Origin of the sequence: Luteimonas terrae, from assembly GCF_031457535.1 — a bacterium.
In the GTDB taxonomy this organism is placed as follows: Bacteria; Pseudomonadota; Gammaproteobacteria; order Xanthomonadales; family Xanthomonadaceae; genus Luteimonas; species Luteimonas terrae_A.
On the sequence record NZ_JAVDWO010000021.1, the window covers coordinates 1 to 16,801 of the forward strand.

Sequence of the window (16,801 nt, forward strand, 5' to 3'; positions counted from 1 at the left end):
ATGTCGGCCTTGTTCAGGAACACGACGATGTGCGGCACGCCGACCTGACGCGAGAGCAGGATGTGCTCGCGGGTCTGCGGCATCGGGCCGTCAGCGGCCGAACACACCAGGATCGCGCCGTCCATCTGCGCAGCGCCGGTGATCATGTTCTTGACGTAGTCGGCGTGACCCGGGCAATCGACGTGTGCGTAGTGACGCACGGCCGATTCGTATTCCACGTGCGCCGTCGAGATCGTGATGCCGCGCGCCTTCTCTTCCGGCGCCGCGTCGATCTGGTCGTAGCCCTTGAACTCGCCGCCGAAACGCTCCGCACCGATCTTCGTCAGCGCCGCCGTCAGCGTCGTCTTGCCGTGGTCAACGTGACCAATCGTGCCCACGTTCACGTGGGGCTTGGTGCGCTCGAACTTACCCTTTGCCATGGTGATTCACCTTTCTTTCTATTGATTCGGGATTGGAAACTGGGATCCGGAATTCCGGCGCATCTCGGCGCCGGATTCCAATCCCGAGGGATTACTTCTTGATGACGGTCTCGGCGATGTTCGTCGGCGCTTCCGCGTAGTGATCGAACTCCATCGAGAACGTCGCGCGGCCCTGGGACATCGAGCGCAGCGTCGTCGCGTAGCCGAACATTTCACCCAGCGGGATCATCGCGTTGATGATCTTGCCCGACGGGCTGTCGTCCTGGCCCTGCAGGATGCCGCGACGACGGCTGACGTCGCCCATCACGTCACCGAGGTAATCCTCGGGGCTGACGATCTCGACCTTCATCATCGGCTCGAGCAGCACAGGACTCGCCTTGACGAAGCCCTGCTTGAACGCCATCGACGACGCGAGCTTGAACGCCATTTCCGACGAGTCGACGTCGTGGTACGAGCCGAACACCAGCTTGACCTTGACACCCACGACCGGGAAGCCGGCGATCGGACCACTGGTGATCGTCTCGCGGATGCCCTTCTCGACCGATGGGATGAATTCCTTCGGAATCACGCCACCGGTGATGTCGTTGATGAAGAGGAAATCGTCCTTGATGTCGCCAGCCAGCTTCGGATCGGCGCGATCCTCGGCCGTCAGCGGCGACAGCTCGATCACGACGTGACCGTACTGCCCCTTACCACCCGACTGCTTGGCGTGCTTGTAGTCCGACTTCACGTCGCTAGTGCGGATCGTTTCGCGATACGCGACCTGCGGCTTGCCGACGTTGGCCTCGACGTTGAACTCGCGCTTCATGCGGTCGACGATGATGTCCAGGTGCAGCTCACCCATGCCGGCGATGATCGTCTGGCCGGACTCCTCGTCGGTACGCACGCGGAAGGACGGATCCTCCTGCGCCAGGCGACCGAGCGCGAGGCCCATCTTCTCCTGGTCCGACTTGGTCTTCGGTTCGACCGCCATCGAGATCACGGGCTCCGGGAAGATCATGCGCTCGAGCGTGATGATGTGATCCTGCGCGCACAGCGTGTCGCCGGTGGTCACGTCCTTCAAGCCGACGGCCGCGGCGATGTCGCCCGCGCGCACTTCCTTGATCTCTTCACGGTTGTTGGAGTGCATCTGCAGGATGCGACCCACGCGCTCCTTCTTCGACTTGACCGGGTTGTAGACCTGGTCGCCGGCGTTGAGCACGCCCGAGTAGACGCGGAAGAACGTCAGCGAACCCACGAACGGATCCGTCATGATCTTGAACGCCAGCGCCGAGAACGGGGCCTTGTCGTCGGCGGTCCGGGTGTCTTCCTTCTCGTCGTCGTCGATGCCCTGCACCGGCGGACGGTCGGACGGCGACGGCAGCAACTGGATCACGCCGTCGAGCATCGCCTGGACGCCCTTGTTCTTGAACGCCGTGCCGCAGAACACCGGCACGATCTCAACCTTCAGGGTGCGCTCGCGCAGGCCGGAGATGATTTCCTCTTCGGTCAGCTCGCCTTCGTTGAGGTACTTGTCCATCAACGCTTCGTTGGCTTCGGCCGCAGCCTCGACCATGAACGCACGCGCCTCATTGGACTCGTCGAGCAGGTTCGCCGGGATGTCGCGGTACTCGAACGTCGTGCCCTGAGAAGCGGTGTCCCAATGGATCGCCTTCATCTTGAGCAGATCGACGACGCCCTCGAAACCTTCCTCGGCGCCGATCGGCACCTGCATCGGCACGGCGTACGCGCCCAGGCGCGCCTTCAGCTGCTCGACGACCTTGTTGAAGTTCGCACCGGTGCGATCCATCTTGTTGACGAATGCGAGGCGCGGCACCGAGTACTTGTTGGCCTGGCGCCACACGGTCTCGGACTGCGGCTGCACGCCACCGACCGCGCACAGCACGAACACCGCGCCGTCGAGCACGCGCAGGCTGCGCTCGACTTCGATCGTGAAGTCCACGTGGCCGGGGGTGTCGATGATGTTGAAGCGGTGCTCGGGCAGCGACTTGTCCATGCCCTTCCAGAACGCCGTGGTGGCCGCCGAGGTGATGGTGATGCCGCGTTCCTGCTCCTGCTCCATCCAGTCCATGGTGGCGGCGCCATCGTGCACTTCACCGATCTTGTGGCTGACGCCGGTGTAGAACAGGATGCGCTCGGAGGTCGTGGTCTTGCCGGCATCGATGTGGGCCATGATGCCGAAGTTGCGGTAGCGTTCGATGGGTGTCGTGCGAGCCACGTCGGTTTCTCGTAGTGAATGGCGAAGTCCCGCTGAAACACGGTGCCTTCGCGATGGAATCGCTTGAATGGACGAATGCCGCCTTGCGGCGGCCTTCGGATCCTGCGTGCGGTCTGTGACCGCCTGGAGGCACCTGGATGGTGCCGACGGGCCCCGGAATCAACCGGGACCCGCGGAGGCCGCTTACCAGCGGTAGTGCGCGAACGCCTTGTTGGCGTCGGCCATGCGGTGGGTTTCTTCGCGCTTCTTGATCGCGCCACCACGGTTTTCGGACGCGTCGATCAGCTCGGCGGCCAGCTTGCGCGGCATGGTGTTCTCGCCACGCTTGCGCGCCGACTCGATCAGCCAGCGCATTGCCAGTGCCATGCGACGCGAGGCGCGCACTTCGACCGGCACCTGGTATGTGGCACCACCGACGCGGCGCGACTTCACTTCGACGGCGGGCGAGATGTTGCCCAGCGCCTTCTCGACGAGCTCGAGCGGGTTGCCGTTCTTCTCGCTGATAACGTCCATGGCGCCGTAGACGATCTTTTCAGCGATCGACTTCTTGCCACTCTTCATGACCATGTTGATGAAGCGCGCGATCGTGTCGCTGTGGTGCTTCGGGTCGGGCAGCACGGAACGCTGCGGGGTATTTCCTTTACGCGACATTGTCTATTCCTCAGCCCTTCGGACGCTTGGTGCCGTACTTCGAACGGCTCTGCTTGCGCTTCGCAACGCCGGAAGCGTCGAGCGAACCGCGCACGGTGTGGTAACGCACGCCCGGGAGGTCCTTGACGCGACCGCCGCGGATCAGCACCACGCTGTGCTCCTGCAGGTTGTGGCCTTCGCCGCCGATATACGAAATGACTTCGTAACCGTTGGTCAGGCGCACCTTGGCGACCTTGCGAAGCGCGGAGTTCGGCTTTTTCGGGGTCGTGGTGTACACACGGGTGCAGACGCCACGGCGCTGCGGGCAGTTCGCCAGTGCGGGCGAAGTGCTCTTGTAGGTTTCGGGGCTGCGCGGCTTCCGCACCAGCTGGTTGATCGTTGCCATCAGGTCTCGGGTCTTTGGTTCGGGCCGGAGCCCGGTGAAAACGAAGACAGACGGATAGGCCGCCTGTCAGACGAAAAAGTATAGCCCGCGCTGACGAGTACCGTCAACGCGGGTCATACCGCCGCTGGCGTATCCGCAAAGGACACAGCCCGGCATACAACGTCTCCCGTCCATCCTGGACCGAATACGAGCCGCGTCCTGCGCCTCTTTTCGGAGTCTGGGTGGCCCGCGAGGGGCCACCAAAGGGGTGCAATCTTAGCGTGCTTCGCCGTCGCTGTCAGCCGTCGGCGTCACCGGTGCGTCTTCGAGCATCACCTGTTCCGGCGGCGCCGGTGCGGCGACGACTTCGGCCTCGGCCTTGGTCGCGCTGCTGCCCGACAGTGCATCCATTTCCGAGTCGGTCAGGCCGGACGCGGCGCGACGACGACGGGCGTGGTACGCAAGGCCGGTGCCGGCCGGAATCAGACGACCCACGATCACGTTTTCCTTCAGACCGCGCAGGCTGTCGCGCGTGCCGCGGACGGCCGCCTCGGTGAGCACGCGGGTGGTCTCCTGGAACGACGCGGCCGAGATGAACGACTCGGTGGCCAGTGATGCCTTGGTGATACCCAGCAGCACGGGCTCGAACTTCGCCGGCAGCTCGTTCTTGGCGAGATGCTTGACGTTGTCCTCGATCACGCGCTGACGCTCGACCTGCTCACCGTTGAGGAAGCGGCTGTCGCCCTGGTCGGTGATCTCGACCTTGCGCAGCATCTGGCGGACGATCACCTCGATGTGCTTGTCGTTGATCTTCACGCCCTGCAGGCGATAGACGTCCTGGATTTCCTTGGTCAGGTAGGACGCCAGTTCCTCGACGCCCTTCAGACGCAGGATGTCCTGCGGACCCGGCTCGCCGTCGACGACCGTCTCGCCCTTCTCCACGTGCTCGCCTTCGAACACGATGATCTGGCGGTACTTCGGGATCAGCTCTTCGTGATCGACACCGTCGGTGCCCTTGATGATCAGGCGCTGCTTGCCCTTGGTGTCCTTGCCGAAGCTGACGATGCCGGAGATCTCGGCGAGGATCGCCTGGTCCTTCGGCTTGCGCGCTTCGAACAGATCGGCCACGCGCGGCAGACCACCGGTGATGTCGCGGGTCTTGGACGCTTCCTGAGGCACCTTGGTCACCACGTCACCCACGCCGACGGGGTCGCCGTCCTGCAGGTTGACGATCGAGCGCGGCGGCAGCAGGTACTGCGCCGGCAGGTCGGTCCCGGGGATGTTGAGGTCGTTGCCCTTGGCATCCACGATGCGGACGATCGGACGCAGATCCTTGCCCATCGAGCCGCGACGCTTGGGATCGGTGATCTCGCGCGACGCTAGGCCGGTCAGGTCGTCGGTCTTCTCGATGACGGTGATGCCGTCGACGAAGTCCACGAAGCGGATGAAGCCCGCCACTTCCGACACGATCGGGTGGTTATGCGGATCCCAGTTCGACACAGTCTGGCCGGCCTTGATCGCATCGCCGTCGTTGACGGTGATGGTCGCGCCGTAGGGCAGCTTGTAACGCTCGCGCTCGCGGCCGTGACCATCGAGCACCGAGAGCTCGCCCGAACGCGAAACCGCGACCAGGTTGCCGCTCTCGTGCTTGACGTGCTTGAGGTTGTTGAACTTGATCGAGCCGGTGGTCTTGACCGTCACGTTGTCGATGGCGGCCGCACGCGAGGCCGCACCACCGATGTGGAACGTACGCATGGTCAGCTGGGTACCGGGCTCGCCGATCGACTGCGCAGCAACGACACCCACGGCCTCGCCCTGGTTGACCAGGTGGCCGCGGCCGAGGTCACGGCCGTAGCAGCTGGCGCAGACGCCGAAGCCGGCTTCGCAGGTGATGGTCGAACGGACCTGGATCGACTGCACGCCGGCCTCTTCGAGGCGCTGCACCCACTGCTCGTCGAGCAGCGTGTTGCGGGTGACGATCGGATCCTCGTCGTTGCCCGGCAGGAACACGTCCTCGGCCACGACACGACCCAGCACGCGGTCGCGCAAGGGCTCGACCACATCGCCGCCTTCGACGATCGGGGTCATGGTGAGACCGTCCATCGTGCCGCAGTCGACTTCTGTGATCACCACGTCCTGCGCCACGTCGACGAGACGACGGGTCAGGTAACCGGAGTTCGCGGTCTTGAGCGCGGTATCGGCCAGACCCTTACGGGCACCGTGGGTGGAGTTGAAGTACTCCTGGACGTTCAGGCCTTCGCGGAAGTTCGCGATGATCGGCGTCTCGATGATCGAGCCGTCCGGCTTGGCCATCAGGCCGCGCATACCGGCCAGCTGACGAATCTGCGCCTGCGAACCACGCGCACCGGAGTCGGCCATGATGTAGAGCGAGTTCATCGACTTCTGGTCGATGGTCTCGCCCTTGGCATTGAGCACCTTCTCGGTACCGATCGTGTCCATCATCGCCTTGGCGATGCGCTCGTTCGTGCGCGACCAGATGTCGACGACCTTGTTGTAGCGCTCGCCGGCGGTGACCAGGCCCGACTGGTACTGCTGCTGGATTTCCAGCACCTCGGCCTCGGCCTCGACCAGGATGCCGGCCTTCTCGGTCGGGATGGTCATGTCGTTGATGCCGATCGACACGCCCGCACGCGTCGCGTTGCCGAAGCCGGTGTACATCAGCTTGTCGGCGAACACGACCGTGTCCTTGAGACCCAGACGGCGGTAGCAGGCGTTGATCAGGCGCGAGATGTTCTTCTTGTTGAGCTCGACGTTGGCCAACTCGAACGGCAGGCCGTCGGGCATGATCTCGAGCAGCAGTGCACGACCCACGCTCGTGTCGACGATCGAGGTCACCTGCTCACGCGAGCCGTCCTCGCTGATCACGGTCTGCTTGATGCGGACCTTGATCTTGGCGTGCAGGCCGGCGGCCTTGTTATCGAACGCACGACGCACTTCGGCGATGTTCGCGAAGATCATGCCCTCGCCCGGGATGTTCTCCAGAGCGCGCGTCATGTAGTACAGACCCAGCACGACGTCCTGCGACGGCACGATGATCGGCTCGCCGTTGGCGGGCGAGAGGATGTTGTTCGACGCCATCATCAGCGCACGTGCTTCGAGCTGGGCTTCCAGCGACAGCGGCACGTGGACCGCCATCTGGTCACCGTCGAAGTCGGCGTTGAACGCGGTACACACCAGCGGATGCAGCTGGATCGCCTTGCCTTCGATCAGCACCGGCTCGAACGCCTGGATGCCCAGACGGTGCAGCGTCGGCGCGCGGTTGAGCAGCACCGGGTGCTCGCGGATCACCTCTTCGAGGATGTCCCACACCTCGGCCTCTTCGCGCTCGACGAGCTTCTTGGCGGCCTTGATCGTCGTGGCGAGGCCACGGCGCTGCAGCTTGGCGAAGATGAAGGGCTTGAACAGCTCGAGCGCCATCTTCTTCGGCAGGCCGCACTCGTGCAGGCGCAGCGTCGGGCCGACCACGATGACCGAACGGCCCGAGTAGTCGACGCGCTTGCCCAGCAGGTTCTGGCGGAAGCGACCCTGCTTGCCCTTGATCATGTCGGCGAGCGACTTGAGCGGGCGCTTGTTGGTGCCGGTGATCGCACGGCCGCGACGGCCGTTGTCCATCAGCGCATCGACCGATTCCTGCAGCATGCGCTTCTCGTTGCGCACGATGATGTCGGGCGCATTGAGTTCGAGCAGGCGACGCAGGCGGTTGTTGCGGTTGATGACGCGGCGGTACAGATCGTTGAGATCCGAGGTCGCGAAGCGGCCACCGTCCAGCGGGACCAGCGGACGCAGGTCCGGCGGCAGCACCGGCAGCACGGTCATGATCATCCACTCGGGACGGTTGCCCGACTCGATGAAGGCCTCGACCAGCTTGATGCGCTTGGTCAGACGCTTGAGCTTGGTTTCCGAACCGGTGGCGGCGATCTCTTCCTTCAGGCGGACCATCTCGGCCTGCAGGTCGATCGTGCGCAGCAGGTCGTAGACCGCCTCGGCGCCCATCGCGGCGTCGAAGTCGTCGCCGTGTTCCTGGCGCATCTGCATGTACTGCTCTTCGTTGAGCAGCTGGCTGCGCTCGAGCGGGGTCAGGCCCGGCTCGGTCACGACGAACGCTTCGAAGTACAGGATGCGTTCGATGTCACGCAGGGTCATGTCCAGCATCAGGCCGATGCGGCTGGGCAGCGACTTGAGGAACCAGATGTGCGCGACCGGCGAGGCCAGGTCGATGTGACCCATGCGCTCGCGGCGCACCTTGGCCAGCGTGACTTCGGTGCCGCACTTCTCGCAAACCACGCCACGGTGCTTCATGCGCTTGTACTTGCCGCACAGGCACTCGTAGTCCTTGATTGGACCGAAGATCGCGGCGCAGAACAGGCCGTCACGCTCGGGCTTGAACGTGCGGTAGTTGATGGTCTCGGGCTTCTTCACTTCGCCGAACGACCACGAACGGATCAGGTCCGGGCTTGCGAGCGCGATCTTGATCGCATCGAAGTCCGGAATCTGGCGCGGCTGGTTGAAGAGATTGAGCAGGTCTTTCATGTCTTTACTCCGGGAAAGGGGAACCTGGGCAGTGTTGGATCGGTGTCGCGCGCGGCACGCTCAGGCGCCGCGCGCCGGACGTCCTGCCTCAGTGCTCCTCCAGCTCCATGTTGATCGCCAGCGAACGGATTTCCTTGACCAGCACGTTGAAGGACTCGGGCATGCCCGCGACCATTTCGTGTTCGCCGTCGACGATGTTCTTGTACATCTGGTTGCGGCCCTGCACGTCGTCGGACTTCACCGTCAGCATTTCCTGCAGGGTGTAGGCCGCGCCGTAGGCTTCCAGCGCCCAGACTTCCATCTCGCCGAAGCGCTGACCACCGAACTGCGCCTTGCCGCCCAGCGGCTGCTGGGTGACGAGCGAGTACGGACCGGTCGAACGCGCGTGCATCTTGTCGTCCACCAGGTGGTTGAGCTTGAGCATGTGCATGTAGCCCACGGTCACTTCACGCTCGAACGCCTCGCCGGTGCGGCCATCGAACAGACGGTGCTGACCACTGGTCGGCATGTCCGCCAGCTCGAGCATCGCCTTGATCTCCGACTCCGCCGCGCCATCGAACACCGGGGTGGCCATCGGCACGCCGTCGGTCAGATTGCCGGCCAGCTTCAGCAGTTCCTCGTCACTGAACTGCGACAGGTCGACGCGTTGTGCGAACGTCGCCTTGTCGTGGTTGTAGATCTGGTCGAGGAAGCTGCGCAGCTCGGCCACCTTGGCCTGCGCGTCGAGCATCCGCTGGATCTTCTCGCCGAGCCCCTTGGCCGCAAGGCCCAGATGCACTTCGAGAATCTGGCCGATGTTCATACGCGACGGCACGCCCAGCGGGTTCAACACGATGTCGACCGTGTTGCCGTTGGCCATGTGCGGCATGTCCTGCACGGGCACGATGGTCGACACGACACCCTTGTTGCCGTGGCGGCCGGCCATCTTGTCGCCCGGCTGGATGCGGCGCTTCACGGCCAGGTAGACCTTGACCATCTTCAGCACGCCCGGTGCGAGGTCGTCGCCCTGGGTGATCTTGCCGCGCTTGTCGGCGAAGCGCTTCTCGAACTCCTTCTGGTGCGCGTCGATCTGCTTCTGCGCACGCTCGATCGCGTCGGCCGCGTCCTCGTCCTTCATGCGGATCTGGAACCAGTCGGACTTCTTCAGGCCGTCGAGCACCAGCGAGCTGACCGTGTCGCCCTTCTTCAGGCCCGGACCGCCGTTGGCGACCTTGCCCTGGATCTGCGAACGCAGACGCGCATAGATCGCGCTTTCGAGGATGCGGAACTGGTCGTCGAAGTCCTTCTTGACGCGCTTGATCTCGGACTCTTCGATCTGCTTGGCGCGCTTGTCCTTCTCGATGCCGTCGCGGGTGAAGACCTGCACGTCGATGACGGTGCCGTCCATGCCCGGCGGCACGCGCAGCGAGCTGTCCTTCACGTCGGACGCCTTCTCACCGAAGATCGCGCGCAGCAGCTTCTCTTCCGGGGTCAGCTGGCTCTCGCCCTTCGGCGTGACCTTGCCGACCAGGATGTCGCCGGCGCGGACTTCCGCACCGATGTACACCACGCCGGATTCGTCGAGACGGTTGAGCGCGTTCTCGGACACGTTCGGGATGTCGGCGGAGATTTCTTCCGGTCCCAGCTTCGTGTCGCGGGCGACGGCGGTCATTTCCTCGATGTGGATCGTCGTGTAACGGTCTTCCTTGACGACGCGCTCCGACAGCAGGATCGAGTCTTCGAAGTTGTAACCGTTCCACGGCATGAACGCGACGAGCATGTTCTGACCCAGCGCCAGCTCACCGATGTCGGTCGAGGGACCGTCTGCCAGCACGTCGCCGCGCGCGACCACGTCACCGACGACGACCAGCGGACGCTGGTTGATGCAGGTGTTCTGGTTGGAGCGCGTGTACTTGATCAGGTTGTAGATGTCGACGCCGGCATCGTGCTCGCCGGAGATCTCTTCTTCATGCACCTTGACCACGACGCGGCCGGCGTCGATCTGCTCGATCACGCCGCCACGGCGGGCGTTCACGGTCACGCCCGAGTCGCGCGCCACGGCGCGCTCGATGCCGGTCCCGACCAGCGGCTTCTGCGCACGCAGCGTCGGCACGGCCTGGCGCTGCATGTTGGCGCCCATCAGTGCGCGGTTCGCGTCATCGTGCTCGAGGAACGGCACGAGCGCGGCAGCGACCGACACGGTCTGCATCGGCGAGACGTCCATGTAATGGATTTCCGCCGGCGGCTTGAGCAGCGACTCGCCCTGGAAGCGGCAGTCGACGAACTGCTGGGTCATCGTGCCCTTGTCGTCCTGGACGGCATTGGCCTGTGCGATGACGTAGTCGTTCTCTTCGATCGCCGACAGGTATTCGATGTCGTCGGTGACGCGGCTGTCGACGACCTTGCGGTACGGCGTCTCGAGGAAGCCGTAACGGTTGGTGCGTGCGAAGGTCGCCAGCGAGTTGATCAGGCCGATGTTCGGGCCTTCCGGCGTTTCGATGGTGCAGACGCGGCCGTAATGCGTGGGATGCACGTCGCGCACTTCGAAGCCGGCGCGCTCGCGGGTCAGACCGCCCGGACCGAGGGCCGAGACGCGACGCTTGTGCGTGACTTCCGACAGCGGGTTGTTCTGGTCCATGAACTGCGACAGCTGCGAGGAGCCGAAGAATTCCTTGACGGCGGCCGCGACCGGCTTGGCGTTGATCAGTTCCTGCGGGGTCAGGCCATCGGCCTCGGCCATCGTCAGGCGCTCGCGCACGGCGCGCTCGACGCGGACCAGGCCCACGCGGAACACGTTCTCGGCCATTTCACCGACCGAACGCACGCGGCGGTTGCCGAGGTGATCGATGTCGTCGACGACGCCGCGACCGTTGCGGATCTCGGTCAGCACGCGGATGACATCGAGGATGTCGGACGTCTGCCCGAACTCGCCGCGCAGGCGCACCGAATCCTCGTCCTTGCGCTCGGCGAAGTACTTCGCGTCGTACAGCACGGACGCGCCTTCGGTTTCCTTGCGGCCCAGACGACGGTTGAACTTCATGCGGCCGACGCCGGAGACGTCGTAGCGCTCGAAGGTGAAGAACAGGTTGTGGAACAGGTTCTGCGCGGCATCCTTGGTCGGCGGCTCGCCGGGACGCATCATGCGGTAGATCTCGACCAGCGCATCGAGCTGCGTCTTGGTCGAGTCGATGCGCAGGGTGTTCGACAGGTACGGGCCGCGATCGAGATCGTTGACCCAGATCGTGCCGATGGTTTCGATCGACGCCTTGCGCAGCGCTTCGAGGGTCTCGAGGGTGATCTCGTCGTTCGCGGTCGCGACCAGCTCACCGGTGGCCGGGTCGATCACGTCGTGCGACAGAATCTGGCCGACCATGTAGTCGTCCGGCACGGCCAGCGCGGTGATGCCGGCGGCCTCGAGCTGCTTGACGTGACGCGCGGTGATGCGCTTGCCGGCTTCGACGATGACCTTCTCGCCGTCGAGCAGATCGAAGTTCAGCGTTTCGCCACGCAGACGCTCCGACACCAGCTCCAGCTGCACGCCCTCGCCTTCCGGCAGGATGTGGTAGCTGTTGATGTCGAAGAACTCGTTGAGCATCTCTTCGTTGTTGTAGCCGAGCGCGCGCAGCAGCACCGACACCGGCAGCTTGCGACGGCGGTCGATACGGGTGAACAGCGCGTCCTTCGGGTCGAACTCGAAGTCGAGCCAGGAACCGCGGTACGGGATGATGCGGGCGCTGTAGAGCAGTTTGCCCGAGCTGTGCGTCTTGCCGCGGTCGTGATCGAAGAACACGCCGGGCGAGCGGTGCAGCTGCGAAACGATGACGCGCTCGGTGCCGTTGATGATGAAGGTGCCGTTCTCGGTCATGAGCGGAATCTCGCCCATGTAGACCTCCTGCTCCTTCACGTACTTGATGGCCTTCTGCGACGACTCGCGGTCGTAGATCACCAGGCGCACGGTCACGCGCAGCGGGGCGCCGTAGCTCAGGCCACGGTTGCGGCATTCGCGCTCGTCGAACACGGGCTCGCCGAGCTTGTAGCCGACGTATTCGAGTGCGGCGTAGCCGTTGTAGCTGACGATCGGGAATACCGACTTCAGCGCGGCATGCAGGCCACGGTCCTCACGCTTGGTGGGGTCGCGGTCGGCCTGCAGGAATTCGCGGTAGGAATCGACCTGGATGGCCAGGAGGAACGGCACCTCGAGAATCTCGCGGCGCTTGCCGAAGTTCTTGCGGATGCGCTTCTTCTCGGTGAACGAGTAGGTCTGCTGCTGGCTCGACGGGAGCTGGGACGTCGTCATGGAAGTACGCCTCGTTGGATCGGATGGGATCGACTCGCGATCCGGTACATGGAGCTGTCACTGGGTAGTCGCTGGTATTGCCGGCACCAGCACGCCATCTCCCGCTACTACCCACTGACAACTGCGTCAGTTGTCGTGTTGCGTGTTCGTTCGGTCGTCCGATTTCAGGAACGACCAAGGGCCGGGAGCTTTCGCCCCCGGCCCCGGTGCATCGCAAGCATGTGCTGCGATGCCAAGTGCCGCTTACTTGATTTCGACGGCCGCGCCTGCGGTCTCGAGATCCTTCTTGATCTTCTCGGCTTCTTCCTTCGTGGCGCCTTCCTTGACGTCCTTCGGAGCGCCTTCGACCAGGTCCTTGGCTTCCTTCAGACCCAGGCCGGTGATGGCGCGGACGACCTTGATGACCTCGACCTTCTTGTCGCCGGCGGCCTTCAGCACGACGGTGAATTCGGTCTGCTCTTCGACAGCGGCCGCCGGGCCGGCAGCAGCAGCCGCGGCGACCGGAGCAGCAGCGGAGACGCCGAACTTCTCTTCGATGGCCTTGACCAGCTCCATCACTTCCATCAGGGACTTCTCGGCGATGGCGTCGACGATCTGTTCGTTGGTAAGGGACATTGTGATTACCTTTGAAAAATTTTCTGGGATAGGTTTCGTTGAACCGACAGGCCGGGCTTAAGCCGTTTCGGCCGTCTCGGCTGCTGCGTCCGCGGGTGCTTCGTCGCCACCACCCTGCTTGTCGCCGACGGCCTTGACGGCACGGGCGAACATCGCAGCGGGTTCGGACAGCACGCGGGCCAGCATCGACAGCGCCTGCTCGAGCGTCGGCAGCGATGCCAGAACGTCCACGTGGCTGGCCGGATACAGCTGGCCTTCCATGACGACGAGCTTGGGCACCAGCTTGCTGTTGTCTTTCGCGAATTCCTTGATCAGGCGACCGGCTGCGCCGGGCTCCTCGGTCGAGAACGCATACAGCAGAGGACCCACCAGCGAGTCCTTCGAGCACTCGTAGCTAGTACCTTCCACCGCGCGTGCGGCCAGGGTGTTCTTGACAACGCGCAAGTACACACCGGTCTCACGAGCCTTCTTGCGCATCGCGGTCATCTGACTGACCGTGGTGCCCACGTACTCGGCAGCAATCAGGGAGTGGGCGTTCGCGGCGACTTCTGCCAGCTCCGCGACAACTTCCTGCTTCTGGGACAGATTGAGAGCCATTCATCACTCCTCATTGTGAACTCCGCTCACGGCTCCTGCCGCTTGCGGTCCTGAGCGGCTTCCGTCCTGGAGGCCGGGGATGCGCGAGGCATCCCGGTGGTGGCCTTCTGCCTGGTTGACGGACGTCGGACCAGAAAACTTCAGAAGGGCATCACCATCTACGCAGGCCTGTCGGTGCAAGCACCTCGGGATTAAGCGGTCTCGATCATCGGTGGCGGCGATTCCCTGCCAGTTCGAGCATCCCTGCCCGTCGCCACTCCGACCTCCACCGCGCCTGCGGTCTTTGACGGCGCCGCACCAGACCTTCGGTCCGTTGCGATGCCCCCAAATCGCGTCGCCCCGCAAGCGGGACGGCGCGCTTATTGCGTTTCGATCAGCGTGCGATGGTCAGCGACGACTGGTCGATGGCGACACCCGGACCCATGGTCGAGCTCACCGAGATCTTCTGCAGGTACTGGCCCTTGGCGGTGGCCGGCTTGGCCTTGACCAGGTCGGCGAGCAGCGCCTGCAGGTTCTCCTTCAGCTTCTCCGCATCGAAGTCGGCCTTGCCGATCGTGCAGTGGATGATGCCGGCCTTGTCGGTGCGGTAGCGGACCTGGCCGCCCTTCGCATTCTTCACAGCCTCACCCGGATTCGGGGACACGGTGCCGACCTTCGGGTTCGGCATCAGGCCGCGCGGGCCCAGCACCGTACCGAGCTTGCCGACCACGCGCATCGCATCCGGCGTCGCGATCACGACGTCGTAGTTGATGTCGCCGGCCTGCATCTTCTCGGCCAGATCATCCATGCCGACGATGTCGGCACCGGCGGCCAGGGCTTCGTCGGCCTTGGCACCGGCGGGTGCGAATACCGCGACGCGGACGCTCTTGCCGGTGCCCTGCGGCAGCACGGTCGAGCCACGCACCTGCTGGTCGGACTTGCGCGCGTCGACGCCGAGGCGGACGGCAACGTCCACGGCTTCGGCGAACTTCGCGCTGCTGTTGTCCTTGACGATCTTCAGGGCGTCATCGATCGCGTAGTTCTTGCCCGGCTGCACGGCAGCCTGGATGCTCTTCTGTCGCTTGGTCTGTGCCATGGTCTCAGCCCTCCACCGTCAGGCCCATCGAACGGGCGGAGCCCGCGATGGTGCGCACTGCTGCTTCCAGCTCGGCCGCCGTCAGATCGGCTTCCTTCGCCTTGGCGATCTCTTCGAGCTGCGCGCGCGTCACCTTGCCCACCTTCTCGGTGTTGGGGCGCTTGGAGCCCGAGGTCACACCGGCCGCCTTCTTCAGCAGCACCGATGCCGGCGTGCTCTTGGTGATGAAGGTGAAGGTACGGTCCGAGTAGGCCGTGATGATGACCGGCGTCGGCAGACCCGGCTCGAGCTTGGAGGTCGCTGCGTTGAACGCCTTGCAGAACTCCATGATGTTCAGGCCGCGCTGACCCAGCGCAGGACCGACCGGCGGCGAGGGGTTGGCCTGACCGGCCTTGACCTGCAGCTTGATGTAACCGACGACTTTCTTCGCCATTGTCTTCTTCTCTCCGGGTGCAAGCGCCTGGAATCAGGCTCCCCATCGTTCCGGGAATACACGTGTCCCGGATTCACGTTGTCCATCTCGCGCGAAAGGCCGCCCATACGGCGGCCTGTGCGGATGTCTGGCCCAGCCAGACAGTGAGCCGGGCACTATAGCAGGGTTTCGCGCGCCCGTCACAGACGGGCGCAGCGGGGTTCAGGCCTTCTCGACCTGCCCGAACTCCAGCTCGACCGGGGTCGAACGACCGAAGATCAGCACTGCAACGCGCAGGCGGCTCTTCTCGTAGTTGATTTCCTCGACCACGCCGTTGAAGTCGTTGAACGGACCATCGGTCACGCGGACCATCTGGCCCGGCTCGAAGAGGACCTTCGGACGCGGCTTCTCGACGCCTTCCTGCACGCGATCAAGGATCACGGCGGCTTCTTCGTCGCGGATCGGCAGCGGACGATCGGCGGTACCGCCGATGAAGCCCATCACCTTCGGCGTTTCCTTGACCAGATGCCAGCTCTCGTTGTCCATGCGCGGAATACCGCCCTCGTCCGAGGTCAGGATCTGCACCAGAACGTAGCCCGGAAAGAACTTGCGCTCGGAGCGGCGCTTCTGCCCGGCGCGCATCTCGATCACTTCTTCGGTCGGCACCAGCACGTCGCCGAACTTGTCCTGCATCTCGGTGCGCACGATGCGATCGCGCAGCGCCTGGGCCACCGACTTCTCGAAGCCGGAATAGGCATGCACGACGTACCAGCGCTTGACGCCTTCGGTTTCCATCTGAATCGTTACTCCGTCACTGCCTCAGAACGAGGCGGATCAGCCACTGGATGATCTGGTCGAAGCCGGCCAGGATCAGGCTGATGATCGCCACGGCGATGATCACGATCCAGGTCAGGCGAATCGCCTCCTGGCGCGTCGGCCAGACGACCTTGCGCATCTCGAAGCGGGTCTCCGAGAAGAAATCACGGGTCTTGTGACCCTTGTCCGTCGTCAGGAAGACCGCGGTGGCGCCCACGACGCACAGGGCGACGATGATGCTGCGCACCGGCGTGGCCAGCTGCGCCTGGAACCAGTAAAAGGCAAACACGCCGGCGACAACGAGCAGGATCGCGGCAGCGTACTTGGCGAGGTCCGTCGAAGACGCACCCTTGGATTGTTCAACTCTGCTGTTCAATTCCCGGCGACTCATCGGTTTGCGACTGCTCGGTTGACAGGGCGGACCGCGTTGCGTCCGGACCCGCGCGGACAACTCCGCGAATGGCACGCCAGGAGGGACTCGAACCCCCAACCTGCGGTTTTGGAGACCGCTGCTCTGCCAATTGAGCTACTGGCGTACGGATTGGAACAACAACCGGCTTCGGACACCCTTAGACGGCGAAGGCGGACCGGGGTTCCGGCCCGCCTTGTCGCGGTTTCGACAGGGTTGGCACCCCGCAGAACCCACTGTATCCCGACTTGCGTCGGAATGAACAACGGCCCGGATGCGCAAACGCACATCCGGGCCATTGGATCACTTGATGATCTTGGCCACCACGCCGGCGCCGACGGTACGGCCGCCTTCGCGGATCGCGAAGCGCAGGCCTTCGTCCATCGCCACCGGGTTGA

Annotated in this window: 12 protein-coding genes, 1 tRNA gene and 1 pseudogene; all 14 read right to left on the minus strand. The window is 64.1% G+C overall.

Features of this window, described 5'->3' with window-relative positions; translation table 11 throughout:
- On the minus strand, positions 1–419 hold a 419-nt coding region (locus J2W68_RS17815; RefSeq protein ID WP_310238723.1), incomplete at its 3' end, for a GTP-binding protein.
- Between the two features lie 91 nt (positions 420–510).
- Complete coding sequence (gene fusA / locus J2W68_RS17820; RefSeq protein ID WP_310238727.1) at positions 511–2,637, minus strand: elongation factor G; 2,127 nt, start codon at positions 2,635–2,637, stop codon at positions 511–513.
- 183 nt (positions 2,638–2,820) lie between these two features.
- Positions 2,821–3,288: a 30S ribosomal protein S7 gene (gene rpsG, locus J2W68_RS17825; protein ID WP_232115252.1), complete on the minus strand. Its 468-nt coding sequence runs from the start codon at positions 3,286–3,288 to the stop codon at positions 2,821–2,823.
- Between the two features lie 10 nt (positions 3,289–3,298).
- A complete protein-coding gene (gene rpsL, locus J2W68_RS17830) occupies positions 3,299–3,673 on the minus strand; it encodes a 30S ribosomal protein S12 (RefSeq protein ID WP_101924969.1) in 375 nt (124 codons plus the stop codon).
- A 255-nt stretch (positions 3,674–3,928) separates the two neighbouring features.
- The gene (gene rpoC / locus J2W68_RS17835) at positions 3,929–8,203 is read right to left on the minus strand and encodes a DNA-directed RNA polymerase subunit beta' (RefSeq protein ID WP_310238730.1); all 4,275 of its coding nucleotides are present in this window, start codon (positions 8,201–8,203) and stop codon (positions 3,929–3,931) included.
- Between the two features lie 88 nt (positions 8,204–8,291).
- Positions 8,292–12,479, minus strand: coding sequence for a DNA-directed RNA polymerase subunit beta (gene rpoB, locus J2W68_RS17840; protein ID WP_310238732.1), 4,188 nt, complete (start codon positions 12,477–12,479; stop codon positions 8,292–8,294).
- Positions 12,480–12,722: 243 nt separating this feature from the next.
- Complete coding sequence (gene rplL / locus J2W68_RS17845) at positions 12,723–13,094, minus strand: 50S ribosomal protein L7/L12 (RefSeq protein WP_310238735.1); 372 nt, start codon at positions 13,092–13,094, stop codon at positions 12,723–12,725.
- 57 nt (positions 13,095–13,151) lie between these two features.
- Complete coding sequence (rplJ, locus tag J2W68_RS17850; protein WP_310238738.1) at positions 13,152–13,691, minus strand: 50S ribosomal protein L10; 540 nt, start codon at positions 13,689–13,691, stop codon at positions 13,152–13,154.
- A gap of 373 nt (positions 13,692–14,064) precedes the next feature.
- A complete protein-coding gene (gene rplA / locus J2W68_RS17855) occupies positions 14,065–14,766 on the minus strand; it encodes a 50S ribosomal protein L1 (RefSeq protein ID WP_310150760.1) in 702 nt (233 codons plus the stop codon).
- Between the two features lie 4 nt (positions 14,767–14,770).
- Entirely contained in the window at positions 14,771–15,199 is a 429-nt protein-coding gene (gene rplK / locus J2W68_RS17860; protein ID WP_310238741.1) for a 50S ribosomal protein L11, read from the minus strand.
- Positions 15,200–15,400: 201 nt separating this feature from the next.
- Positions 15,401–15,973, minus strand: coding sequence for a transcription termination/antitermination protein NusG (nusG, locus tag J2W68_RS17865; protein WP_310150752.1), 573 nt, complete (start codon positions 15,971–15,973; stop codon positions 15,401–15,403).
- A gap of 16 nt (positions 15,974–15,989) precedes the next feature.
- Positions 15,990–16,370 (minus strand): preprotein translocase subunit SecE, encoded by a 381-nt coding sequence (secE, locus tag J2W68_RS17870; RefSeq protein WP_310151218.1) that lies wholly within the window; start codon positions 16,368–16,370, stop codon positions 15,990–15,992.
- Between the two features lie 84 nt (positions 16,371–16,454).
- Positions 16,455–16,530 (minus strand) — tRNA-Trp (locus J2W68_RS17875).
- 176 nt (positions 16,531–16,706) lie between these two features.
- Positions 16,707–16,801, minus strand: a pseudogene (locus J2W68_RS17880) (hypothetical protein); the annotation flags it as partial.